General features: G+C 37.8%; 20 protein-coding genes. 11 read left to right on the top strand and 9 right to left on the bottom strand.

The annotated features are described in order from the left end of the window. Window positions 1-660: 660 nt before the first annotated feature. From QNI22_RS17355 to ileS, 3 genes are all read left to right on the top strand, one after another. Window positions 661-3,459 carry a TonB-dependent receptor gene (locus QNI22_RS17355; protein ID WP_314512513.1) on the top strand — a complete coding sequence of 933 codons (2,799 nt, stop codon included), beginning with the start codon at window positions 661-663 and terminating at the stop codon, window positions 3,457-3,459. Window positions 3,460-3,575: 116 nt separating this feature from the next. After that, the gene (locus tag QNI22_RS17360) at window positions 3,576-4,340 is read left to right on the top strand and encodes a DUF2490 domain-containing protein (protein ID WP_314512514.1); all 765 of its coding nucleotides are present in this window, start codon (window positions 3,576-3,578) and stop codon (window positions 4,338-4,340) included. A gap of 277 nt (window positions 4,341-4,617) precedes the next feature. Continuing rightward, window positions 4,618-8,181, top strand: a complete 3,564-nt coding sequence (ileS, locus tag QNI22_RS17365; RefSeq protein ID WP_314512516.1) for an isoleucine--tRNA ligase — start codon at window positions 4,618-4,620, stop codon at window positions 8,179-8,181. Window positions 8,182-8,234: 53 nt separating this feature from the next. On the opposite strand, the gene QNI22_RS17370 is transcribed toward ileS, so the two are convergent. Continuing rightward, on the bottom strand, window positions 8,235-8,930 hold the full coding sequence (locus tag QNI22_RS17370; RefSeq protein WP_314512518.1) for a hypothetical protein: 696 nt from the start codon (window positions 8,928-8,930) through the stop codon (window positions 8,235-8,237). A 364-nt stretch (window positions 8,931-9,294) separates the two neighbouring features. On the opposite strand from QNI22_RS17370, the gene gyrB reads away from it, so the two are divergent. Beyond that, on the top strand, window positions 9,295-11,256 hold the full coding sequence (gene gyrB, locus QNI22_RS17375; RefSeq protein ID WP_314512520.1) for a DNA topoisomerase (ATP-hydrolyzing) subunit B: 1,962 nt from the start codon (window positions 9,295-9,297) through the stop codon (window positions 11,254-11,256). Between the two features lie 206 nt (window positions 11,257-11,462). Further along, the gene (gene ppk1, locus QNI22_RS17380; protein ID WP_314512761.1) at window positions 11,463-13,562 is read left to right on the top strand and encodes a polyphosphate kinase 1; all 2,100 of its coding nucleotides are present in this window, start codon (window positions 11,463-11,465) and stop codon (window positions 13,560-13,562) included. Between the two features lie 60 nt (window positions 13,563-13,622). Here ppk1 and fabF read toward each other — a convergent pair whose 3' ends face one another. Then, window positions 13,623-14,873, bottom strand: coding sequence for a beta-ketoacyl-ACP synthase II (gene fabF, locus QNI22_RS17385; RefSeq protein WP_314512521.1), 1,251 nt, complete (start codon window positions 14,871-14,873; stop codon window positions 13,623-13,625). 233 nt (window positions 14,874-15,106) lie between these two features. On the opposite strand from fabF, the gene QNI22_RS17390 reads away from it, so the two are divergent. From QNI22_RS17390 to QNI22_RS17400, 3 genes are all read left to right on the top strand, one after another. Next, window positions 15,107-15,901: a UDP-2,3-diacylglucosamine diphosphatase gene (locus QNI22_RS17390; RefSeq protein WP_314512524.1), complete on the top strand. Its 795-nt coding sequence runs from the start codon at window positions 15,107-15,109 to the stop codon at window positions 15,899-15,901. A 44-nt stretch (window positions 15,902-15,945) separates the two neighbouring features. After that, entirely contained in the window at window positions 15,946-16,776 is an 831-nt protein-coding gene (locus QNI22_RS17395) for a hypothetical protein (RefSeq protein ID WP_314512525.1), read from the top strand. 214 nt (window positions 16,777-16,990) lie between these two features. Then, a complete protein-coding gene (locus QNI22_RS17400; protein WP_314512526.1) occupies window positions 16,991-17,245 on the top strand; it encodes an acyl carrier protein in 255 nt (84 codons plus the stop codon). 62 nt (window positions 17,246-17,307) lie between these two features. Here QNI22_RS17400 and QNI22_RS17405 read toward each other — a convergent pair whose 3' ends face one another. Next, window positions 17,308-18,246, bottom strand: a complete 939-nt coding sequence (locus tag QNI22_RS17405) for a phosphatase domain-containing protein (protein ID WP_314512528.1) — start codon at window positions 18,244-18,246, stop codon at window positions 17,308-17,310. Between the two features lie 155 nt (window positions 18,247-18,401). After that, a complete protein-coding gene (locus QNI22_RS17410; RefSeq protein ID WP_314512530.1) occupies window positions 18,402-19,034 on the bottom strand; it encodes an Ezrin/radixin/moesin family protein in 633 nt (210 codons plus the stop codon). 561 nt (window positions 19,035-19,595) lie between these two features. On the opposite strand from QNI22_RS17410, the gene QNI22_RS17415 reads away from it, so the two are divergent. After that, complete coding sequence (locus QNI22_RS17415) at window positions 19,596-20,603, top strand: sugar phosphate nucleotidyltransferase (RefSeq protein WP_314512531.1); 1,008 nt, start codon at window positions 19,596-19,598, stop codon at window positions 20,601-20,603. Between the two features lie 76 nt (window positions 20,604-20,679). On the opposite strand, the gene QNI22_RS17420 is transcribed toward QNI22_RS17415, so the two are convergent. From QNI22_RS17420 to QNI22_RS17435, 4 genes are all read right to left on the bottom strand, one after another. Then, window positions 20,680-21,468, bottom strand: coding sequence for a TPM domain-containing protein (locus tag QNI22_RS17420; protein ID WP_314512532.1), 789 nt, complete (start codon window positions 21,466-21,468; stop codon window positions 20,680-20,682). 91 nt (window positions 21,469-21,559) lie between these two features. Continuing rightward, window positions 21,560-21,982 carry a TPM domain-containing protein gene (locus QNI22_RS17425; protein ID WP_314512533.1) on the bottom strand — a complete coding sequence of 141 codons (423 nt, stop codon included), beginning with the start codon at window positions 21,980-21,982 and terminating at the stop codon, window positions 21,560-21,562. A 90-nt stretch (window positions 21,983-22,072) separates the two neighbouring features. Beyond that, window positions 22,073-22,663 carry a LemA family protein gene (locus QNI22_RS17430; RefSeq protein ID WP_314512535.1) on the bottom strand — a complete coding sequence of 197 codons (591 nt, stop codon included), beginning with the start codon at window positions 22,661-22,663 and terminating at the stop codon, window positions 22,073-22,075. A 163-nt stretch (window positions 22,664-22,826) separates the two neighbouring features. After that, complete coding sequence (locus tag QNI22_RS17435; RefSeq protein WP_314512537.1) at window positions 22,827-23,078, bottom strand: hypothetical protein; 252 nt, start codon at window positions 23,076-23,078, stop codon at window positions 22,827-22,829. 270 nt (window positions 23,079-23,348) lie between these two features. Between QNI22_RS17435 and QNI22_RS17440 the strand changes: the two genes are divergently transcribed. Both QNI22_RS17440 and QNI22_RS17445 read left to right on the top strand, forming a co-directional pair. Beyond that, complete coding sequence (locus QNI22_RS17440; protein WP_314512539.1) at window positions 23,349-24,182, top strand: leucine-rich repeat domain-containing protein; 834 nt, start codon at window positions 23,349-23,351, stop codon at window positions 24,180-24,182. Window positions 24,183-24,484: 302 nt separating this feature from the next. Continuing rightward, complete coding sequence (locus QNI22_RS17445; RefSeq protein ID WP_314512541.1) at window positions 24,485-25,021, top strand: fasciclin domain-containing protein; 537 nt, start codon at window positions 24,485-24,487, stop codon at window positions 25,019-25,021. Window positions 25,022-25,109: 88 nt separating this feature from the next. Here the strand turns inward: QNI22_RS17445 and QNI22_RS17450 are convergent, their stop codons facing one another. After that, entirely contained in the window at window positions 25,110-26,174 is a 1,065-nt protein-coding gene (locus QNI22_RS17450; protein ID WP_314512543.1) for a M20 family metallo-hydrolase, read from the bottom strand. Window positions 26,175-26,315 lie beyond the last annotated feature (141 nt).

The raw sequence follows: 26,315 nt of genomic DNA on the forward strand, positions 1-26,315 counted from the left end.
TAACTAAATAATCCTGCCAGATCCATCTAACAGGGTGCTTTTATGGCTTTTATACTGAGGTAGTATTTCTATTTTATAGGAAGACGAGTGGCGGGTCGCAACAATTAACACTACTTCAACACATAGACTACTTCTTCTCCAATGTCTCACCAAGATACAAACTTTGTCCTGAGCCTAATATGTAATTGTTTTGAAAAACTTACACTTCTGTTATTTTCTATATTGATATTTTCTACGATAATCTCTTCTGCTTCGTTACCATCAATCTACATTTTTTATTTCCGTAGAGTACCTATCTCAAGTTAATCTTTTAGTAAAGTCTGCAAGTAAAAAAATATTTTCACATATCTCTACTAATCCTATAGGAATATTGACAATAATATTTACTTTTGTTGCCTCATTCAGATACATACTATTTAAAAGCAAGTCTTATGTTTAATTTTTTCTCTGTTTATGAGCATTTGGATTGTCTATATGTTGATTAAAATCCAAATATTCTACATACTTAGCCTATATATATATATATATATACTCAGAGTACAATGATTTGAATTTCAATAAGTTATTGTTAACTTATTAAGTTGCAAGACCGCTGCATTTCAAACAGTCTACTGGATACCTGAACGATTCTGTTCCCACCAAACAAATCTTTATCATTCCATGAAAAAAAGTTTATTCCTATTCTATGTGCTTTTCAACTTGGTAATTCTATCCCTGTCTGCACAGGATAATCTATTACTTATAAGTGGAAAGGTTATTGATAATCAAACTCAGGAGCCACTTGTTGGAGTTACTGTACAGATTAAAGGTACCATAAGTGGAGTTATTACTGATGGCAAAGGAGCCTTTGCATTAAAAACAAAACTAAAATTTCCTCTTACACTCGTTTTTTCTTCTGTTGGCTATGCACCTCAGGAGTATGTAGTAAAAACATTGGAAGATAAGATCAATGTGCAACTGGAAACCCAGACTATGTTAGGTCAGGAGGTAGTTGTAACAGCATCACGTGTTGAAGAAACGGTCATGAAATCGCCAGTCGCAATCGAAAAACTTGATCTTAGAGCCATTAAAGAAACACCTGCACCCAGCTTTTTCGATGCTATAGAGTCTGTAAAAGGTGTCCAAATGACTACTCTTAGTCTGGGATTTAAAGTACCTAATACCCGTGGTTTTGGCAATACAACAAATCCCCGTTTTTTACAGTTGGTAGATGGAGCCGATACTCAAGCGCCCGGCTTAGGAGTATCTATCGCCAATACAGTAGGCCCAACCGAACTGGATGTTGAAAGTATTGAAGTAACTCCTGGAGCATCCTCTGCATTGTATGGGATGAATGCCTTGAATGGTATCTCCAATGTAATTACCAAATCACCTTTTTACTATCAGGGACTTAGTGTCTATCAAAAAGTTGGAATTAACCACATCAATGACCCTGACTATTCAGTTCGCCCGTTTACAGAAACGGCTATCCGTTATGCAAAGGCCATAAATGACAAGTTTGCATTTAAAGTAAACATTGGATATCTAAAAGGAACTGACTGGGTAGCAAATAACTCCTATGACTTAAACGCAACAGCAAATAGTTCAACAGGACTACTAGGAGCGGATAATCCAGGTAAAGATCCATTAAACTCATATGGAAATGAGAGTTCAAACCGGAAAACACTTACTCTGGCAGACGGAAAACGGTATGAGGTGCGTCGGACAGGTTATTATGAAAAGGATTTGGTAAATGATGACTACAATGTAAGTAATCTGAAAGCTGATGCTGCTATTCATTACAAATTCACTGAGAAACTGGAAGCTAGTTATTCTTATCGTATAGGAGTTTCCGATGCTATCTATCAACGTGGAAACCGGATTCGTTTAGATGATTACCGAATCCAACAGCACAAGGTGTATTTACGGGGTACTAATTATTTCTTTCGTGCTTATTTGACTCAGGAGTATACTGATAAGTCTTATAATATCCGTCCAATGGGTGAAAACATAGACAGAGCATTCAAAACAGATGCAAAATGGTTTAGTGAATACCAAAGTAAATACAATGAGCTATACAACGGAGGCGTTTCTGTAACAAATGCCCATCAGCAGGCAAGAGCATTTGCGGATGCAGGACGTTATGAACCAGGTACTAAAGCCTATAATGATAAGCTGCATGAACTAACTTACATCAATAACTGGGATATTGGGGCACAACTTCTGATGAATCATAAATTTTATCATTTGGAAGGACAATACGACTTTGCAGGTAAGATTACCTGGATTGATCTGCTGGTAGGCGCTGATTTCCGTGATTTCCTGATTACTCCGGAAGGAAACAGTTTTATCAATCCGGATAAAAACGATCCACTAGGAATACTTCATTATAATAAAGTGGGTGGCTTTGTACAGGCAACAAAGTATCTGTTAAATAAAAATCTAAAGCTGGTAGCTTCTGCACGCTTGGATAAAGCACAATATTTTAAAGCAAAACTAAATCCACGTATTGCAGCTGTATATACACTGAAAGAAAAACACAACTTCCGTATTTCTTTCCAGAATGGTTACCGTTTCCCCACTCTGTTTGAAGGATTCTCAACAGTTAACAATGGGGGTGTAATTCGTTATGGCGGTTTATCTATGCTTACTAACGGATTGTTTGAAAACTCTTACCTACGTAGCTCAGTAGATGCATTCCAGAAAGCAATTACGAATGATGTAAACCAGAATGGAAAAACTCAGGACCAGGCAATACTAGATAACAAAGATCTTTTGGTTCGTAATACCTACACCTATTTACAACCAGAGCAAATTGAAGCATTTGACATTGGCTATAAAGCCTCTCTGTTCAATGATAAAGTATTTCTGGATGTAGATGGCTATTATAATATCTACAATAACTTCATTGATCAGGTTGAGATAGTTGTTCCTAATACAACTAAAATAGATGATCAGGCAGAGGGAGTGAGTCCTGCAATTTATGAAGCAGCTGATAATACTAAACAAACACGTTACCGAATGTGGACAAACGCCAAGAATACGTATTATAACTATGGAGCATCTTTGGGTATTACCTACAATTTCTTCCGTAAGTTTACTTTTACCGGAAACTACAGTTATGCAAAGCTGGCAAAGGTGGATCGCAAAGATTCCGGGCTAGAAACCTCATTCAATACCCCTCAGGATATTGTAAATCTAAGCATTGGTAATCGTGAGATAGCAAAAAACCTTGGTTTTAATATTGCGTGGCGTTGGCAATCCAGTTTCGCATGGCAGGCACCTCTGGGCAATGGAACAGTACCTTCGTATTATACATTTGACGGTCAGATTACCTATCGACTGCCTGCTATTAAGTCACAGATTAAGATTGGGGGTTCTAACTTGTTGAACAAACGTTACTTCCAGTATTTTGGCGGACCAACTATTGGTGCTTTCTACTATACAACCATTACAGTAGACGGTCTCTTACAGAAATAGCGTAGCTTCTCCTTGATTTAACTCATATTCTAAATCCTCCAATCTAACTCTTGATTGGAGGATTTTTTTATTGAAAGATTTTATCTTTGTATACTCCTCTTCATCTATTCAAGATAATGAAACACAGATACTTCCTTCTCTTTGTTCTTCTGCTAACTACTGCTTTTTATACAAAAGCACAAACTACCAAACAAACTACAACAGTTCGCCAAGTATGGATGGCCTATATGAATCAAACCCGCCTTTCCGAAAAATGGGGTATATGGACAGATTTTCATTTGCGAACAAAAGATGACTTTGTAAAAGACCTATCTCTATCTATTATTCGTTTGGGTGGAACGTATTACTTTGCCACTAATACTAAACTCACAGCGGGTTATGCGTATGTAAACTTTTTTCCTACTGAGGGGCATGCCAATATTTCACAGCCAGAACATCGTATCTGGCAACAATTACAGTGGCATACCAATTATAGCAGAGTACGTACTATGCAATGGATTCGCCTGGAAGAACGGTTCCGTCACAAAATTAAGAATGACGATGAACTGGCAGACGGATACAATTTTAACTACCGACTTCGATATAATCTTCAACTCTTCATTCCTCTGAATAAAAACAAGTTTGCACCTAAAACCTTTTCCTGGGTAGTAAATGATGAGATACTCCTCAACTTTGGTAAAGAGATTATCAATAACTATTTCGACCAGAATCGATTTTTTACAGGCTTAGCTTATCATGTAAATGATCATGATAACTTTCAGTTTGGGTATAGCAATGTATTCCAGCAATTGGCTGCAGGCAATCGTTATAGAAGTATACATGTTATTCGTTTATTTTACTTCCACAATATGAATCTGAGAAAAAAAGAAAAGGGGCAATAATCATTTATTCTCATAGGCTGTTACAAGTTGTAAAATAGCCAGATAACAGAATAAATAGAGCGGATAAAAATCCATTGTATAGCAAAATTACCTTCACCAGACATTTGCAACTGGTGCAGGAAAACTTTTTCCTAAATTAAAACTGTTATAGAAGATACAAGAGTCACAACAGACAAGATACTGAATATGTGTTTCTTTCGAGTAAATGCACTTGTTTCGGCATTTTTAACTAATTTCGTGCTCTTTTATTTATTCTATCACTCAGTCATTCAAAACTGTGAAGTACAAGGAATATAAAAATGCGGATTATCCGCAGATTGCCAAGGACGTACTTGCGTTCTGGAAACAGAATCGTCTGTTTGAACAATCGGTTAGCTTTCGCGAAGGCAAACCCAGTTTTACGTTTTATGAAGGACCGCCGTCAGCCAACGGAACACCTGGTATTCACCACGTTATGGCACGGACTATTAAGGATATTTTTTGTCGCTATAAAACGTTAAAAGGCTTTCAGGTAAAACGTAAAGGTGGATGGGATACACATGGATTGCCTATTGAACTGCAGGTAGAAAAAGAACTGAATATTAAGAAAGAAGATATTGGTGTAAAAATAAGCATAGAGGAATATAACAAAAAATGCCGGGAAACCGTGATGCGCTTTACTGATCAGTGGAATAATCTCACTGAACAGATGGGCTATTGGGTAGATCTTGAGCATCCCTATGTTACCTATCAAAATGACTACATTGAATCTTTATGGTGGCTATTAAAGCAACTACATGAGAAAGGACTGCTTTACAAGGGCTATACTATTCAGCCATATTCACCAGCAGCGGGTACGGGATTAAGTTCACACGAGTTAAACATGCCAGGAACGTATCGGGATGTAAAAGATACGACCATTGTTGCGATGTTTAAGGTGTTAGAGAATGCAAAGTCTGAATTCTTATTCAAGTTAAAAGAACCTCAGACTGATGTATTTGTATTAGCCTGGACAACTACTCCATGGACACTTCCTGCCAACTCAGCATTGACAGTAGGAAAGTCTATTGACTATGTATTGGTAAAAACCTTCAATCCCTATACGTATGCTCCTGTGCAGGTAGTGTTAGCCAAAGCACTGGTAGGAAAATACTTTACTGAAAAAGGAAAAGATGGTGACTTTGAAGCTTATCAGAATGGCGATCATAAGATATTGCCATGGACAGTTCTGAAAGAATTCAAAGGTGGTGATCTGGAAGGCGTTGAATATGAGCAATTATTGCCATTTGTAAAGCCTGATGCTCCGGCGTTTCGGGTGATAGTCGGTGACTTTGTTACTACTGAAGATGGTACAGGAGTGGTACATACTTCGCCTACATTTGGTGCAGATGACTTCCGGGTTGCTCAGCAAAATGGCATCCCTGCTATCATGGTGAAAGATGATACAGACAAAGAAATGCCTGTTGTAAATCGTAAAGGACAATTCGTAAAAGAAATAGGTAGCCAGTTAGCCAAGAAAGTACAGGAATATAGCATAAAGACACATCGTCCATTGGGAGAAGATGACTTTTATGTGAAAAACTATACAGCTGAGGATGAGAAAGCAGGTGATTACAAGACTACTGACGAAATCATCTCTATCATCTTAAAGCTGGAAGGCAAGGCGTTTAAAGTTGAGAAATACGAACACACCTATCCACATTGCTGGCGTACAGACAAGCCGGTACTCTACTATCCACTGGATAGCTGGTTTATCCGTACTACAGTAATGAAAGACCGATTGGTATCACTAAATAAAACCATCAACTGGAAGCCTGAAAGTACAGGAACCGGTCGCTTTGGCAACTGGCTAGAAAATCTGGTAGACTGGAACTTGAGTCGTAGCCGTTTCTGGGGTACACCTCTGCCTATCTGGCGTAGTGAAGATGATGAGGAGGTATGTATAGGATCAGTGGAAGAACTGAAGCAAAGTGTAACTCACGCACTGAAGGATACAGTATTATCAGCAGAGCAACGTGAAAAGAACGAGAAATTCCTGGCTCAGCTAGCCAAAGGAGAACATGATCTACACCGTCCATATGTTGATGAAGTATATCTTGTATCTCCAAGTGGTAAGGTAATGTTTAGAGAGCCTGATCTGATCGATGTATGGTTCGATTCTGGAGCAATGCCTTATGCACAATGGCATTACCCATTCGAGAACCAGGATATCTTTAAAAATAGCTATCCGGCAGACTTTATCTCAGAAGGGGTAGATCAAACTCGTGGATGGTTCTTCACACTGCATGCAATTGCAGGTATGTTGTTTGATAGTGTAGCTTTCAAGAACGTTGTATCAACAGGTCTGGTTCTTGACAAGAATGGAGAGAAAATGTCAAAGCGTAAAGGCAATGTAGTAGATCCATTCTATGCCTTAGGTAAGTATGGTTCGGATGCCGTACGTTGGTATATGATCTCTAATGCGAACCCATGGGATGATCTGAAGTTTAGCTGGGAGAAAGTGTATGAAGATGAAAAGGGCGGTCGTCATGTCTATAATATCAAAGAAAAGCCAGAATTCTATGAAAATATGAAACTGGCAGATCAGTATTCTGATGGTATCATAGAAGTGCAACGTAAATTCTTCGGCACATTGTTTAATACCTATCAGTTTTATGCAATGTATGCCAACCTTGATAACTACAAACTTTCTGAGTTTGATCGGGTTCCATATGAAAGATTATCAGAATTGGATCGTTGGGTTATATCAAAGCTTCAGTCATTAATCTTGGAAGTAGACGAAGCGTATGACAACTACGAACCAACCAAAGCAACTCGTGCGATACAATATTTTGTAACAGAACAGTTGTCAAACTGGTATGTACGATTGTCTCGTCGCCGTTTCTGGAAAGGAGAGCTTACTGAAGATAAGAGAGCAGCTTATGAAACTTTACAGGAATGTCTCGTTGTCATTGCCCAGCTTATAAGTCCCGTAGCTCCATTCTTTGCTGATTGGCTGTATCAAAACATGACAGATAATGTACGGGAAGAGGCGAAAGCAAAAAATACGCCACTAGCACCTGAATCTGTGCACTTGACTGATTTTGTAAAGGCAGATACGCAACGTATAGACAAAAAACTGGAAGAATCTATGGATTTGGCGCAACGTTATTCCTCCTTGGTACACTCACTACGCAAAAAACATACATTGCGGGTACGTCAGCCATTGTCACGGATATTATTGCCTATCCTGAATGAAGATCAAAAAGATCGTGTTCGTTCTGTTGCAGATCTGATCCTTTCAGAAACAAATATCAAAACGGTTGAATATGTTGATGATGCATCCGGACTATTAGTAAAGAAGATCAAACCTAACTTTAAAAAGCTGGGTAAAGAATATGGTCCAAGACTGAAAGATGTTGCAGCATTGATCCAGACAATGAACCAGGATAATATCCGTGAACTGGAAAAAACAGGTCAGTTTGTAACCAGTCTGAATGGAGAATCACTTACGATCACACCAGAAGATGTTGAAATCTCTGCCGAAGATATTCCAGGTTGGATCGTAGCTAGTGAAAGTGGCTTAACTGTTGCCTTGGATATCACACTAAATGATGATCTTCGTCGTGAAGGGATTGCACGTGATGTTGTAAACCGTATTCAGAACCTACGTAAGGACTCAGGTTTGGAAGTTCAGGACAAGATCCGGTTGACATTCCAGAATCTGGATGCCTTTGTGGATTCAGCACTGGAAAGTAATCGTGAGTATATCTGTTCTGAAACACAGGCACTCGAACTCGCAATTTCACCACAGGTCGCAGGTGCAGTACCATTAGATCTGGATGAGTTTACACTTAATGTCAAACTTGAAGTTGTAAACTAATCTGGTATACTTATACTAAACGAAAGAGCCTCTGGAAACAGAGGCTCTTTCGTTTATTCATCAATTCTAAAATCAGAGTGGTTTAAAATTTTTATATTAAATTTTCCATCCTCAATATTTTTAGATTTACCTGCTTTATTATACAATTTACACGAAAACTCTCCAGTAATCACTTGCCTCATTGTTGGATAAGTTGTTGGATCGGTATTCTTAACAACAGAAGTGATTTTAAATATACTACCTGTTTGATCGGCTGAGCCATAATCAGAACGCCATTCTGCTCCATCGTTGTCTATATAGCTGATTACAATTCCATTCTTATAACTTTCCTCGTCTATCGTATCCCCATCCTGACTATCTCTACCATAGATGTAAGTTTGTGGTTTAAATAAACTATACATAGTTGCTTTCCATATGTCGCTATTTTCTTCTGTCCTTTGCATTATTTTAGTTACTAATCTAATTTCTATTTCATTAGTTTCTGTGATGTTATAAATACCGCCAAATTGCGTCATATATTCCTCACCCTCTCCATTGCCAGAAGAATTATATCCAGTCCCCATTCCCATACCATTTGCACCAGTATTATCTGTTTCCAGAATAGTACTCTTATTATCAATAGTGGCTTGTATATAAAATTCCTTAGAGGGTTTAGGTTGAGAAGGTTCATCTTTTGATTTATCACAACTTGAAATTAGTGTTAAGGCTAATAGTAATAATGCTGTTTTTAATAAAATTAAGTTTTTCATATGGTAACGATAATATAAGTAATAAATTTTTAAAGATATGTTTTCGAAAACTATAATAAAAGTAGAACTACAACAAAAGAGTGAGATTATATATGTGTAATAAAGATTACTTTTTAGTAAATGTTTATTTATAATAGCCAGTTTTTGATATTAGATAAAATGAAATTTTTCGCCCGTTTTTTTCGTTATAAAAAGGAACGGATAGCGTCAAAAAATTTCGCTAAAAGCAAAAAAAATGGTAACTTTACCGTAGTATTTTTCCGTTTAAGGAGTAGTTTACTTCTTTCATTTAAATCCTTACTTTTTTTGTATTAACATTCTCATTATCAAGAATTTTTAATTTATTCCATAGAACAAGAACTATATGAGCGAAATTGTAGAAGAGCAACCCACAACCGTTAACTATGGTGCTGACAGTATTCAGGTTTTAGAAGGTCTAGAAGCAGTACGCAAACGCCCGGGTATGTACATCGGGGACACTAACGTAAGAGGTCTGCACCACCTGGTATGGGAAGTTGTTGATAACTCAATTGACGAAGCTTTAGCTGGACATTGTGACAAAATTGAAGTAAGCATCCTCCCTGATAATGGAATTGTAGTCGTTGACAATGGTCGCGGGATTCCTACAGATATTCACCCAAAAGAGAAAAGATCGGCATTGGAAGTTGTAATGACTGTCCTACACGCCGGAGGTAAATTTGACAAAGATAGTTACAAGGTTTCTGGTGGATTGCATGGCGTAGGGGTATCCTGCGTGAATGCATTGTCATCACATCTGAAAGTAACTGTTCAACGTGAAGGAAAAATGTTTGAACAGGAATATTCTATGGGTAAGCCTTTGTATCCTGTTAAAGAAATAGGAAAATCAGATAAACATGGAACAACAGTAGAGTTTCATCCTGATGCAACTATATTCACCACAACAGAATATAAATATGAGACCATTGCTACCCGATTGAGAGAACTTTCTTATCTCAATCGTGGCATTACCATTACGCTTACAGATCTTCGTGAGAAAGATGATAATGGCAACCCTATTACAGAGGAATTCTATTCAGAGGGTGGGTTAATTGAATTTGTTGAATATCTGGATTCTACCCGTGAAAAACTTATTCCGCAAGTTATTTACATGGAAGGAGATAGAGCTATTCCGGTTCAGGTAGCTATGCATTATAATACATCTTATTCAGAAAATGTGTTTTCGTATGTCAACAACATCAACACGATTGAAGGCGGTACTCACGTAGCTGGTTTCCGGGCAGCATTGACCCGTACGTTAAAAGCATACGCAGATAAAGAAGGGATGCTTGATAAAGTGAAAATTGACATTGCAGGAGATGATTTCAGAGAAGGTCTGACAGCAGTGGTGTCTGTAAAGGTTGCAGAACCACAGTTTGAAGGACAGACCAAAACAAAACTTGGTAACTCAGATGTTTCGGGTGCAGTAAATACTACAGTTGCAGACATTCTTCAAACATGGCTGGAAGAACATCCTAAAGAAGCTCGTCAGATTGTCAATAAAGTGATTCTGGCGGCTCAGGCTCGTCACGCTGCCCGCAAAGCACGTGAGATGGTTCAACGTAAAAATGTATTATCAGGAACAGGGTTACCTGGAAAGCTGGCAGATTGCTCCGAAACAGATGCTTCTCTTTGTGAAGTTTATCTGGTAGAGGGTGACTCTGCGGGTGGAACAGCTAAACAAGGTCGTAACCGTGCATTCCAGGCTATTCTTCCATTGCGTGGTAAAATCCTTAACGTAGAGAAGGCGCAGGAATATAAAATTTATGAAAACGAAGAGATCAAAAATATGATCACAGCGCTAGGGGTGCAGTTTGGTAAAGATGGAGATGAAAAAGCGTTGAATCTAGATAAACTTCGTTATCATAAAATCATTATTATGACAGATGCCGATGTTGATGGAAGTCATATCCGTACCTTGATTCTTACGTTCTTCTTCCGATATATGAAGCAACTGATCGAGAATGGCTATTTGTATATTGCTCTTCCTCCATTATATCAGGTAAAGAAAGGCAAAGAGTTCCGCTATTGCTGGAGCGAAGATCAACGTGATGTAGCGATCAAAGAATTGGCGAAAGATGGCCGTGAAGATTCTGTACATGTTCAGCGTTATAAAGGATTGGGAGAGATGAACGCAGAACAACTATGGGAAACTACCATGGACCCAGAGCGTCGTAGTTTGAAACAAGTAACTATTGAATCTGCAGCAGAGGCTGATCACTTGTTCTCTATGCTTATGGGAGACGAAGTAGCACCTCGCCGGGAATTTATTGAGAAAAATGCCCGTTATGCAAAGGTAGATGTATAAAAAACAGTTATTCTGGAAAGATGAATGAACATTCTATTCACCTTTCCAGATATTTTTTTAACAGGAAGTGATTATTCAGGATTGTTCATTCATTAACCAGTAGAAAAGTGCTTAATCAAGCTGGAAATACAGAAGATAAAAAGGGGCAGGCCGCATCTCCCCCTTTTTCATTTTTACTACAGCCAATCTTCCGTTTACGTGATACGATGTTATCACGTGAGAAAGTTTCGAATGTAATTGGACAAAGTAATTATATCAGCCGGGACCTAAGCTGGCTGCAGTTTAACTGGCGGGTGCTGGATCAGGCGAAAGATTCTAAACGTGGTTTATTTGAACGACTTAAGTTTTTAGCAATCACATCATCTAATCTGGATGAGTTTTTCATGATTCGTGTAGGAAGTTTGTATAACTACATTGATTATGGAAAAGAGCGCGTAGATTATTCGGGCTTGCGGGAAATGCCATTTCGTAAAACATTGCTCAATACTGCGCAGGCGTTTTTCAAAGATCAGCAAGATGAATTTAAGATACATCTTCAGCCACTCTTCAGGCTTAACAACTTCATCATTGCCAAACCATCTGAGTTAACGGATGAAGAACGTTCGGATGTATTGGCTTACTTTATGCGCACTATATTTCCAATGCTTACACCTATGGTGTTTGATGGATATCATGCGTTTCCTATTCTGGTAAATAAAGTTCTCATCTTTGGCGTGGTAACCAAAGATGACAGTCGTGAAGGTCAGCGACTTTCCTTTGTCCAGATTCCTCAGAACCTCCCTCGTTTCTTTGAAATCTATCGGGATGAACAAATCGTGTTTGTTCCTATTGAAGAAATTATCCGGATGGAAATTGGTAAGCTCTATCGGAACGTTGAAATTGTATCTGTTAATCTTTTTCGCATTACAAGAAACGGAGATTTTACGCTGGAAGAGAGTGACGATGTAGAAGCTGATTTTATTGATGAAGTAAAGCAAAAGCTGAAAACCAGGCGTACAGGTCGTGTAGTTCGGATAGAAATTGAACCAGGAGCTTCATACTGGATGATGAAAACGCTGAAGACTCGTTGGGAGCTGGATGACGACAATGTATTTGTAGCAGATAAGATGCTAGATTTTACATCTTTATGGCAAATTGTGGGTCACAAAGAGTTTAGGGATCGTATTCCTCCAATTCCACCACAAGTTCCATCGTTGGACTTACCGCCAAGTCTGAAGGAGAAAAATATTTTTGACGTGCTCAAACAACAGGATATTTTACTCCATCATCCGTACAATAATATCGAACCTGTTGTAGACTTACTGGAAAAATCAGCAGAAGATCCTGATGTTCTAGCCATTAAGATTACCATCTATCGTTTAGCTAAACATTCACGTATCACCAACGCACTTCTAAAAGCGGCGGAGAATGGAAAACACGTATCTGTATTGTTTGAGGTTAAAGCACGTTTTGACGAAGAAAACAATATCCGTGAAGCACAACGTCTGCAAAAAGCAGGTTGCTTTGTGGTATATGGTATTAGCCGTTACAAAACCCATACGAAGCTTTTACTTATAGTTCGCAAAGATGGGGATGGTGTGACACGCTACGTCCATTTGTCTAGTGGGAATTACAATGAGGATACATCCAAAATCTATACAGATACAGGTCTGTTAACTACCAATGAGATCTATGCGCAGGATGTTTCTGAGTTCTTCAATGTTATAACAGGACATTCACTTCCAAGCACTTACCAGTATCTGATTACTGCACCAAGAGATATGCGCCGACAGTTGATCGAACTTATCCGGCAGGAAGCAGAAAATGCCAGAAAAGGATTACCTAGTGGTATTGTAATCAAAATCAACTCATTGGAAGACAAAGAAACCATAGATGAATTGTATCTTGCATCACAAGCTGGGGTACCTATCAATCTTATTGTCAGAGGAATATGTTGTTTGCGACCTGGAAGGCAGGGATTGAGTGAAAATATTACAGTTCGTTCTATTGTAGGAGACTTTTTGGAACATGCCCGCCTGTATTACTTTCATAGTAATGGCGATCCGAAAGTATATGGAGGTAGTGCAGATATGATGGTGCGTAGTTTTGATCGTCGCGTAGAGTCGTTATTCAGATTAGCATCACCACGTATCAAACAGCAGGCTATCAATATTCTGGCTTATAATCTCAGAGATAATGTTAACTCCTATGTAATGCAGGAAAATGGAGAGTATTACCGCTGCATTACAGACAATACGCCTTTCAATATTCACAAAGAATTTTACAATGTAACACTGGAAGAAGTGGAAAAAGCAAAGTTGTTTTAATAGTGAAGATCATTCAACAAAAAAGCTCCAAACTGTGGAGCTTTTTTGGTTTTACCAGCATTATTCATACTTCTTAAAAATTGCTGTTGCATTATGCCCTCCAAAACCGAATGTATTGCTCATAGCATAACGTATTGGATGACTCACACTTTTGCCAATTACAATATTAAGTCCTTGTGGAATATTAGGATCTAACTCTTTGGTATTGATAGTAGCAGGAACCATACTTTCTTTAATAGCCATTACAGCAGCTATAGCTTCAATAGCACCTGCACCACCCAACAAATGCCCTGTCATAGACTTAGTAGCAGAAATTCGTAAATTGTTATTGCCACTAAACAAAGTAGCTGTTGCCTTCATTTCGCTTAGATCTCCCAATGGGGTTGATGTAGCATGTGTGTTCAGGTAATCAATATCTGAAGCCTGAATACCTGCATCTTCCAAAGCTGCCTGCATACCTAACACAGCACCTTCGCCTTCCGGATGAGTGCCTGTAAGGTGATACGCATCCGCTGACATACCTCCACCTACCAATTCGGCATAAATCTTAGCACCACGTGCTTTTGCATGTTCGTATTCTTCCAGAATAAGACATCCAGCTCCTTCTCCCATCACAAATCCATCCCGTTCTACGTCAAATGGGCGGGAAGCAGTTTCCGGGCTATCATTGCGGGTAGAAAGGGCCTTACAAGCATTGAAACCTCCAATACCTGCTTCACAAATAGGAGCTTCTGAGCCACCTGTTACAATAGCAACCGCTTTACCTAAACGAATGTAATTGAATGCATCAACCAATGCAGAGTTTGAACTGGCACAAGCGGAGACAGTAGTAAAGTTTACTCCACGGAAGCCATGTTTGATAGAAATCATTCCGGATGCAATATCCGCAATAGTCTTAGGAATAAAGAAGGGATTAAATCTTGGAATTTTTCCGCCTTCTACATAATCTGTTACCTGTTCCTGAAAAGTAAAGAAACCGCCATTACCAGATCCCCAGATAACACCTACTTTGTCTTTGTTAAGTTTCTCAAGATCAAAGCCTGCATCTTTCAAAGCTTCATCAGCAGCAACAAATGCATACTGAGTATACGCATCCATCTTTCTTACTTCTGGTTTCTCAAAATGTTGCAAAGGATCATATCCTTTCAATTCACAGGCAAATTTTGTTTTAAAATGAGTGGTGTCAAATTTAGTGATAGGAGCAGCCCCGCTTTTGCCTTCTACTAAGCTTTTCCAAAATTCTGCAAGATTATTACCTATTGGTGTAAGTGCTCCCAAGCCGGTAACAACTACTCTTTTTAATTGTGACATGATAAAGTTAAGGAATAGTGAAACAGTAATTACTACGTATTGATCACAAAACGGCGCGAAAATAGTATCTTTTTACCAGTAAAAAACCTTATTTGACGAAAAATAACAATAACGAGTCTAATTAAAATAGTTTGAATCCTATTATTAAGACAATATACCTATCAGGTAATGAGGTATCTTTTTTGCATAATTTTATTATTATGACCAATTTTGTGACTTAATCCGCTATACTTTTGTCAACTACAGATTCTTATCCTACTCAAATCCTTACTCTTCCGGAAGGCAAAAAAATTTATTTTGCATCCGATTTTCATTTAGGTGTTCCCAATGCTGTAAGTAGTCGTAACAGGGAAGCGAAAATTGTACGATGGCTGGAATCTATACAGAATTCAGCTTATGCTATCTGTATGGTAGGTGATATATTTGATTTCTGGTTTGAATATAAATATGTAGTGCCCAAAGGTTTTTTACGTTTGCAAGGCAAACTTGCAGAACTAACAGATGGGGGTACTCCTGTATTCTTTTTTACAGGTAATCATGATATGTGGATGTTTAATTACTTCAAGGAAGAATTAGGAATTCCAGTTTTAAGAGAACCCACTACATTCATTGTAAACAACAAAAAGTTATTGGTAGGACATGGAGATGGTCTAGGTCCAGGCGACTATAAATATAAATTCCTTAAAAAGATATTTGCAAATCCACTTTGTCAGTGGTTATTTGCCCGAATCCATCCTAATCTTGGAATGGGTATAGCTAATGCGTGGTCTAAAAGCAGTCGGGCAGCAAGTACGAAAAAAGGGGAAGAAAAATTTATGGGCGATGACGAATGGATATGGACTTACTGCAAAGAAGTAGAGCAACAACAGCATCATGACTTTTATATCTTTGGCCACCGACACCTGCCTTTGGATAATCTTTCTGTAGGCGAAAATGCAACCTATACCAATCTTGGAGAATGGATACATCACTGTACATATGCATCTTTTGACGGAAAAAAGATAAGTCTGGAGGTTTTTACCGGATAATAACTCTTCTAGGTTCTACTAGTTGACAACCTACTCGTTAGCCATTGAAACACACATGTGTCATATATCGTCATTGCCTGTTCCAGATTATTTTTAGTCTGTTGATCATAATAACATGTTTTTCCCAAACTCCGGTTCTGGTTCGCCAGATTTCTTCAATACCTGTTGTTGCAGTCTCTGTTGATAAATATGATCGCATAATTACAGCTGATGAGAAGGGAAATATTACAGCCTATGACACCTTAGGTAATGCATTGTATTCTTATTCGCCTGCTGTAGTTGGAGACGTATCTATGCTGGAGGCCTGGCGGTCTATGCAAATACTTGTATTTTACAGAGATTTGCAACAATATGTGCAACTGGATCGCTTTCTGACACCATTACCAGGATATAATCAACCGGCTCGCCTGCAAACTGAAGAGATAGGATTTGGCAGAGTTATGACACTTGCTTATGATGATCAACTATGGATATTTGATGATACAGACTTCAGCCTGAAAAAATATGATCTTCAAAGGCAAAAAGTGGAAATAAACTCTCCTCTTAATCTTATACTTAAAACACAGGACTATCAGATTACCTGGATACGGGAATACCAGAATCAATTATTTATGGCTGATCGTAACTCGGGAATCCTGGTGTTTGATAATCTGGGTAACTATCGTAAAGTATTACCCTTTAAAGGACTAACCTACTTTCAGTGTTTGGGAGAAGAAATATATTTTACAGATAAAGAAACATTATATTTTTTAAATATCTATTCCCATTCACAACGAAGTATCAAGCTACCAGTAGCTGCAAAATTTGCCATATTGGTAGGACGGTATTTAGCTATTTATACAGATAAAGCCGGTTTTTTATATTCTTTCAAATAGTATCTTTACATTTTGGTAGTGTACTCTATTTATAGTGTACTGATAAAAGGAACAATTTTTACATAGAATATAATTTCTTTTGTAAAAATCGGATTATTACACACAAAGATGTATTTCAAAAATTTAATTTCCATTCAGATTCATACATTTGCTTCATAATTACAAGTATCATTACGTATTCTAAGTATTCATCTTATTTTTCTTTTTATATATTATGGTTAATGTACAAGAGAAAGTGACAGAAATGCTGGTAGAGAAGCTTAACATAGAGCCCTCTCAGGTAACTCCTACTGCTAACTTTATTAAAGATCTGGGCATTGATTCATTAGATTATATTGAATTAATCATGGAGTTTGAACAAGTCTTTGACATACGAATTCCAGATACAGAAGGGGAACAGCTTAAGACAGTAGGACAGGCGGTAGATTATATTGAGAAGAAGCTTAATGAGCCTAAAAGTGTAGCCTAAAATTTCAACAAGAGGAATACTGAAATGGAGATATTTCTGTATTCCTCTTTGAGTAAGTACTTTTAGAAATTACCGTAATCTACTTGTAAGCAGGTTAGTCCTAATTCTTTTCGCCACATAGCTACGACCTGATCACGGTCATCAATCACCATTTCTACAAAGTATTTATCGCGAATATAGGTTTCAAACATTTCTTTTTTCACAATACTATCCTTACGCTGATCTTTAGGTGTTCGCAAAAAAAGCTGAAAATGTTCCTTTTCAGTCCAATCGAAATACTGTGTAATCCAGGCAGAAGTTTCATTGTGACAACTACCATCCCGTCCTGAAAAAAATATAATGTGGTATCCATGATTTTTCAATGATTTGACAACATTGATCACATTCCACTTAGGAAGATCCTCACCTACCCGCTTCCAATCATAAGCCATACGTCCATTCATCTTTGCGACTGTACCATCAATATCTACCAATACACACTTAGGGAGTGATTCGTCTTGTTCCAGTGTTATGGAAATTTCTGGTTGTGGTGTAATGACTTTGTCAAAGTTAAAGTTCTTTTTCAGTATTCTAAGTTTCTCATATTGTTCCCGGATAATACGCTCTCCAACTACATCTATTCGCTGTTTGTCTCTTTCTATTGCGTCTTCCAACGATATCTCAATCAGTTTAAAACGGATCTCGACTTTATAGTTTGAGATAACATTAATTAATTCATTGATATATTTTTGCCGGATGTGAGTATTATCTATCAAAACATTCCACCCTCTATCCAATGCTTTTTGTATAGCTGTTTCCTGTAATTCATTTACCAGCATCTCAATACGGTTAATAGCTTTGACATCCCATGTCCAATAGTCATTTAATGAGACAGTCAGAATACTTTTTCGTAAATCATCCCGATTGATTCGAAGCCAGTTTAGGTTGTCCTGAACAAATTGTTTGGCAAAGGTTGACTTTCCGCTTCCGCTAATTCCAGTTAAGATTAAAACTTGTTGCATAGTTTATAGTATAAAGTATCGTATATCTGGTCAAAGATATAGAGGTATTTCCTGTAAAATCAGAATTGTTTTTAGTTTATTGGTTTAGTAATGTCTATCAAAATAAAAAGCCTCGCTTTGTCAGGCGAGGCTTTGATATGAAAAGAAGACTTATACTATTTCGATAGATTACTTGTTGTAGCGCCTTCAAGCACTTCTTTTAATTCAACGCGGCTTCCGTCTTTATAAGCTACGATCCATGCATCTTTTACACCCATTTCCCGCAGATATTTCTTGAAGTTTTCAGCCTCCCAATAATCTCCAAAGAATCCAAGTGTATATTTTTTGGTTCCGTCAGAGTCAACATCTCCACTGAAGTTCTTATTATTTTTAAAGTATTTCGTCAGATCTTTGTTTTTAAAAGCTCCTACCTGTACCTTAAAAACTACTCCATTGGATGACATTGGTCCGCCGAAACTATTTTTAGACGCTTTGTCAGCAGCAGCTTTGGCATCTGTAAGCTGTTTTTCGTTTTCCTGTAACTGAGCTTTTACTTTACTTATCTCTGCATCCTTGTCACTCAACTGAGTTTCAAGATCAACTACCCGGCTATTTAAATCTGTTTTATCTTGTATCAAAGCATTTTTCTCATCATACAATGCTTTCAATTTCAGAGGATCCATATCCTTTAATTTCTTCTTCCATTCTTTTTCCAACTCTTTATCCTCTTTCGATTTTTTTTGGGCATATACCCCAGTAGTAACGCTTAAGGAAAACAAGATAATAAGTAAAAGCCAGTTCTTTTTCATGAGTATCATATAATTGATGAAATATAAACAGTTTACGTAATGTTTGGAAAAAAGATACACTTTGTGTATCAGAGAGTTACCTTATCTATGGCAAGGTATATCTTTTTTTATAAAAAAACCAGGTAACACCTTTTAATCACTTTCCATTTGGCAAAAATATTTCTATTTTCCTGATGACTTATGCCGTTTTTATACAAAAAACATACGGCCTTAGAAAAACACAAAACATAATTTATTTGGAAACGACTGGAAATCAATACAGTGAATATACCAGTAGCAAGAATAGGGCTCTTTTATCCACACAATGAAAATACTTATCCACAGCCCTCAAAATCATCCCTATAATTGGCTGAGTAGTAATTTATTAACTACCCCTTAAAAAACACCAATTTTGTGGATAACTTTGCAGGGCTAAAAATGAGGACTGAATACATTTTAGCGACTTGTTATGAAAAATCAGTAAGAAGGCCTTACATATGTTAACATTTTTTTGAAGAAAAAAAGCAGAAAATATGCAGAATGATTGCAATATTACATCCTTAAATCAGTATGATTTTTTTCATGAAAGCAATTATTCCGGTAGCTGGGGTAGGATCAACTTTACGCCCCCATACACATACACAACCCAAAGCACTGGTTCCGGTAGCGGGAAAAGCTATATTATCATATATCATGGATGACCTAATTGCTGCAGGGATCCGTGATTTTATATTAGTCATAGGTTATCTGGGTGACAAAATAGAAACATACATATCTGAAACGTATCCTGATATTCACGTCACCTATGTAATTCAAGAACCACGTGAAGGTCTTGGTCAGGCAATCTGGCTTACTAGGGAACATATACAGAATGATTCCGAGGTATTAATAGTGTTAGGAGATACAATTGTAACCCTGGATTTACAAACTTTATTAGCTTCTCCTATTTCTATGCTGGGAGTCAAGAAGGTAGATACTCCCTGGTCATTTGGCATTACAGAACTTGATAATCAGGGAACGATCAAAAAGCTTGTAGAGAAACCAAAGATCCCCAAATCAAACTTTGCTCTTGTCGGTATTTATAAGATTACGGATATTCCTGCATTGCTTGCTGCATTACAATACATTATTGATAATCAGTTAAAGACGCAGAATGAATATCATCTGACAGATGCACTTATGAAGATGGTTGAGGATGGAGTAAAGATTACAACTATTCAGGTTAATAACTGGTATGACTGTGGTCGAAAAGAGACGTTGTTGGAAGCAAACTCTATACTAATGAATCGTGCAGAATTTAAGCGTAAAGACTATCCGGAATTTACAGAGAGTATTATTATTCAACCTGTCAGTATTGGTAAAAACTGCAATATTGTATCGTCTATCATTGGTCCTAATGTAGCAATTGGTGAAAATACTGTGATACGTTCTTCTGTAATTCAAAATAGTATTATTGGTTCTTTTAGTGCTCTTGAAAATACGTTGTTGCATCATTCCATAATAGGTAATGATAGTTCCTTAAAAGGACTTACACAAAGCCTGAATATTGGTGATAATACAGAAATTAATTTCAGTGATACCAGTAAATAACTGAGTAAGGGTTATCTAGAAACAAAAGCAGGTAAATCTATTGGATTTACCTGCTTTTGTTTTATAAATGTATAAACTACCAGTCTCCACCTGCTCCACCCCCACCAAAAGATCCCCCTCCAAACCCGCCGAATCCTCCACCACTACTTCCACCACCGCCTCCACCCCAGCTACTGGAACTACCGCCACTGCCAAAAATGATAAAGGGAGGTACTGTGCTACCAAAGCCTCCGCCTCTGCCACCTCGACCTCTCCCACCGCCTCCGCCCATCTGCCGGATAATCGGAATGATGACAAAAAAGAGTATAAACAAAAAGACAATGATGCCAATACCGCTTCCTCCTTTTCCAGATTTAGACCTGGCCTTTGGATCCCCTTTAAACTCTCCCGCAGGTAGTTTGGATAGATAACTGGTTGCTTCATCCAACCCTTTGTAATAATCCTGTTTTCGAAAGTTAGGCTTCAGGTATTGTTCTGCTACACGTTTCGCAATAGCATCAGGAATAGATCCTTCCAGACCATAACCAGTAGCAATAAAATATTTTCGGTCTTCAATGGCAACAGTGATAAGTAATCCATTGTTCTTTCCTTTCTGTCCAACAGCCCATTTATTTGCCAGCTTGAATGTGTAGTCTCCAGCGTCATAGTTTCCATACGAACGAACAATTACAATGGCAAACTGAGTAGACGTTGAATCATTGTAAGCACGCAGTTTCTGTTCTAGAGCTTCTCTATCACTTACACTTAATACTCCCGCAAAATCATTGACAAGGCGAGGAGGATTAGGAAGTTCAGGAATCCCATCCTGAGCATAGGCAACTACAGAAAAGAGAAGAAATAAAAAAAGATATATGTAATGCTTCACTAGTAAAGGATGTTAGAACACGTAACGTATACAAAATGTAGGGAAGTATAAGAGAGACTCAGGTAGGTCAGCGGTTAGCAATTACAAGTACTTATTCACCAAATGAAATATCATCAGAAAGTTCGTTTACGTCATTTGACTGATACGGGAAATGCGATTTTAATTGTTGTCCAGCCTGTTCAATTCCAGCAACTAATCCATCTGCAATCTTGCCCTGACGGAAAAATCCACGCATGATTTCTTTTATATTTTCCCAGAAGTTAGCAGGAACAACTGCATCGATACCTGAATCTCCCAGAATCGCAAACTTATGATCCTCCAGAGCGATATAGAATAATACTCCATTCTGCAACTTGGTACGGTTCATCTCCAACTGAACAAAGACTTCTGCAGCACGTTGTATAGGCTCTGAAGTACAATGACGTTCCACATGCACTTTTACCTCGCCTGAAGTATTTCGTTCAGCATCCTGAATAGAGGCAACAATGCGTTGTTTTTCTTCTTCTGTAAACATACTCTAGGAAGCAAACGGGTTGTGATGAATTTCACAACCCGTTTATAGTTAGATAAAAGAGTTCAGAATTGTATTTACTATTCGTACCTATCAGAATTGGACAGTTGGTGCTTTATCTGCACCAGTTTGTGCCTGAAAATATCCCTTCTCACCAAATCCAAATAATCCAGCAAATATATTATTTGGAAATTTACGTCGTGAGATAGAATAGTCCTGTACAGCATTATTAAAGTTTTGCCGTTCTACGGTAATCCTATTTTCTGTACCTTCCAATTGAGCCTGTAACTCTTTAAAATTCTCGTTTGCCTTCAACTCAGGATATTGCTCTGATACCACTAACAATCGGCTTAACGACGAACTCAATGCATCCTGTGCTTGCTGAAAACGTTGAACATTTTCAGGTGTAAGCTGGTCTGAGTTCAGATTTATTTCAGGACGGGTTGCATTGGCACGTGCCTGAATTACTGATTCAAGGGTAGTCTTTTCAAAATTCGCAGCCCCTTTTACTGTATTCACCAGATTTGGAATCAAATCGGCACGACGCTGATATACGTTTTGCACCTGCGCCCATTTACTATTAACATTTTCCTGTTTTTCTACCAGACCATTATAGGTACTACATCCGCCCATGAGGGCAATTAAAACAATAGCAATTACGGCAATAAGGCCAATATTTTTCATGGATTATAAGAGTTAAAAAAGAATATACCTGTTAATGATAAAAGATTGGATTGGTAACCTGGTTTACATCAAAAAACCCAGGCGCAGAATAAAGAAAAATTATTTTTCTACAAATAGTACCTTATAGATGTAAGGAATAAAGAAACTATTCCTTACATTTTTGTCAGATGTCTAAACTACGGTGTTCCTTCTCTATCTTTTCAAATTCATCTTTTGAAATAGGCTTAAATCCATCCGCATACATCTCGTCGAGGTCTTCCTGAGTCAGTTCAAATTCATCTCTTCCCAAAGTTTCTTCTTCAACCGCTATCTCAATAGCTTCATAAATGTACTCATCCTCTGGGTCTGAGATAGTGTCGATCTTATAATACACAGCCCCATCCGAGAAAGGCTTTTTCAAATAAATAGTAGGCATATCATTAATAAATGTTCTGCACGAAAGGTCAAAAATTAAATCGATTTATACAAATATTATTCCTGATGGCAGGCACGATTATGGGCGCAAAAACAAGCATATAATCGAATCTTTCTACCTGAATATCTCTCATATGATATGTAAGTTTTTTTGTGTAATAGTTCTAGCCTATTTGGTCACTTTACTTCCTTCTCCCGAATATAACCACAAATAACATGCTATAGGAACTCCCGGCATTTGTCTGGAGACACGATAAAATTAATTTCTGCTATGAAATACATTTCTCTTTTTACTCTTGCAGCCAGCTTGTTTGTCATGACAGCTGCTACTACGCCAACTGCCAAAGAATATTATCAGGCAGGTATGGAAAATCTGAAGAAACAGAATTTTGTGGAAGCCATTGGCAGATTCACAGAGGCTGTCAGCGAAGATCCATCGTATGCTGACGCTTTTTATCAACGTGCAAGAGCCAAAGAAATGTTGGCCAAACAAAAAGGGTATACCGACAGTCAGCATTATGGCGATTTATTACAGGCAATGCGTCTGGGAAATAAAGAGGCTGCGAAAGATATACAGGAAGGTTATGCTGGAGAATGTGTATCAGGCCTGGCTCATGATCTTCGTCCTGAAGAGGTATTTTGTCTGGATGCAAGTAGTGCTAACCTGAAAAGTACACCTGAAAAACTAACTCAGATGAAAAATCTGATTCAACTTAGTGTAGGTGACAACGAATTAAAAGATATCAATGGTATTCTGGCAAATAACCAAACACTTTTGTTTCTGGATGCTCGCCAAAACCAAATTGAAACCCTATCTGCAGATATCAAAAAATTGACTTATTTACAGGAGTTAAATCTACGTGATAATCAGCTTACTCAATTGCCTGCAGAAATAAAAGAATTGAAAAATCTACGTACATTAACTCTTACTGGCAACCCTATTGAAGATAGTGAGAAAGATAAAATCAGAGAGATGCTGCCAAAATGCAATGTATACTTTGGTGAAAACGAAGCAATTGCCAAAACAAAATCAAATGCCAAGTTTCGTCCGGCTCGTAAAGCCACTGAAATGCAAGCAACTAAAAAAGCACCTAAAAGATTGTAATCAATAGGTAGAGGTAGAGATATAGAATCTAGTCCCAAAGCCAAGCTTTGGGACTTTTCTGTTTTTAACCAGGTTGTATAACAGCTTTGTGAAAAAAAGTAAATCCCATCAAACTACTTTTATACAAATTTATAAATCAGAAATATAAATCCTAAGTCACAGGCTTTCAGCAATACGTCCAGTGGCATACATATTGTTTACATATACAAGTCTACAAGCATCTGATTATCAATATGATGTTTTGAAACAATTGTAAGCCTATTGTCGTATAAAAGAAAATCTATGTATAACCTTTTAAAGCTATGAGAAAACTATTTCTACCAGTAATAGCGCTTCTGGTTTGTATATCCGTAATGCAGGTATGGGGACAAAATCTGGCAACTGTTAAAAAGAAGCCAGTCATGAGGGTTCAGGCACCTGAAGATATAGTAAAGACACTGACAAATAATGCAGGGTTTGTATCATTAACTAAAGCAATTAAAGCTGCAGACTTCACAGGTGCACTTAGTCAGGCAGGTCCTTTTACCATATTTGCACCAACAGATGAGGCATTTAGTCAGATTACAGCTTTTCCAGAATGGCTACAACCAGATAACAAAGAAAAGCTGGCATCAATTTTAAAATATCATGTTGTTCAGGGAAAATTGATGGCCAGTGAGCTCCGTGACGGTCAGACTATTCCTACATTAAATGGTGAAGAACTCACTGTTTCAGTACTGAATGGTAAAGTTTTGATTAATGGCGCGGAGATAACTCAACCCAATATGATGGCAGCTAATGGGGTAATTCATGTCGTAAACCGAGTAGTATTACCGGGAGCCAATCTGGGTAACAAGTAGGCCTGAACTTCATTCATACACCTGTTTTTAATAGCACAAAAGGCTCGCTACCTAAGCGGGCCTTTTGTTTATAGGAGCCGAAAGGATGCTAAACAATCTTTTCCAAAATTTCAATATATCTTTCAATTCCTTTTTCGATCTCTTCCAGGTAAATAAATTCATCAGCTGAATGAGACCGAGCTGAATCTCCCGGGCCCATTTTAAGACTAGGAACATCCAGTAATGCCTGATCTGAAGTAGTTGGTGACCCATAGGTGGTAAGTCCTAAACTTTTCCCAGCTTCTACAATAGGATGGTCCAAAGGGATACTAGATGGCTTTAATCGTACAGAACGGGCATTTACTTCGGACAAAAGTCCATTTTTCAATACCAGCAACACATCTTCATTACTATACTTATCTGTAGTTCGTACATCGACAGTAAAAGTACAAGTATCTGGCACCACATTGTGTTGTGAACCAGCTTGTATAATTGTGACAGTCATTTTAATTGGCCCCAGCATCTCGGACACTTCAGGAAACTCGTAGTTACGTATCCATTCAATATCCCTCATGGCTTTATAAATGGCATTTTCTCCTTCGTTTCGGGCTGCATGCCCTGCCTTACCTCGTGTAACACAATCTACTACCAAAAGACCTTTTTCAGCAACTGCCATCTGCATTTGAGTAGGCTCACCCACAATAGCAAAATCAATAGGAGGTAGATGAGGAATAATCATCTCTAACCCTTCTCTCCCTGAAATTTCTTCCTCAGCAGTCGTAGCTAATACAAAGTTGTATTTGAGATCTGATTTTTCATAAAAATAAAGGAAAGTAGATATCAGAGAAACCAAACATCCACCTGCATCATTGCTTCCTAAACCATATAACCTACCATCTTTCTCAACTGGATCAAACGGGTCTAATGTATAGGAAGCATTAGGTTTAACAGTATCATGATGAGAGTTCAACAGAATTGTTGGCTTTTGTGAGTCAAAATATTTATTCGTTGCCCAGATATTATTCTTAACACGTTGAAAGGGAATACCTTTCTCTTCTAAAAAACTGGCTATGCAATCACCTGTCTTGTCTTCCTGCTTTGAAAATGAGGGAATTGCTATAAGCTTTTTCAGTAAAGCAATAGCTTCCTGCGCCTGCGAAAGTGTATGAATCATAGAAGCTTATTTAATGAAACATGCAACGGTTCGTTTTATGAAACCGGCTCCACAAAGTAAAGAAAGAAAATCGGAAAAATGCACAGGATTCATAATCCATATAGTACATAAGTTGTTCCCGGTATTTTATTCATATAGCAG

This window comes from Xanthocytophaga agilis (assembly GCF_030068605.1).
In the GTDB taxonomy this organism is placed as follows: Bacteria; Bacteroidota; Bacteroidia; order Cytophagales; family 172606-1; genus Xanthocytophaga; species Xanthocytophaga agilis.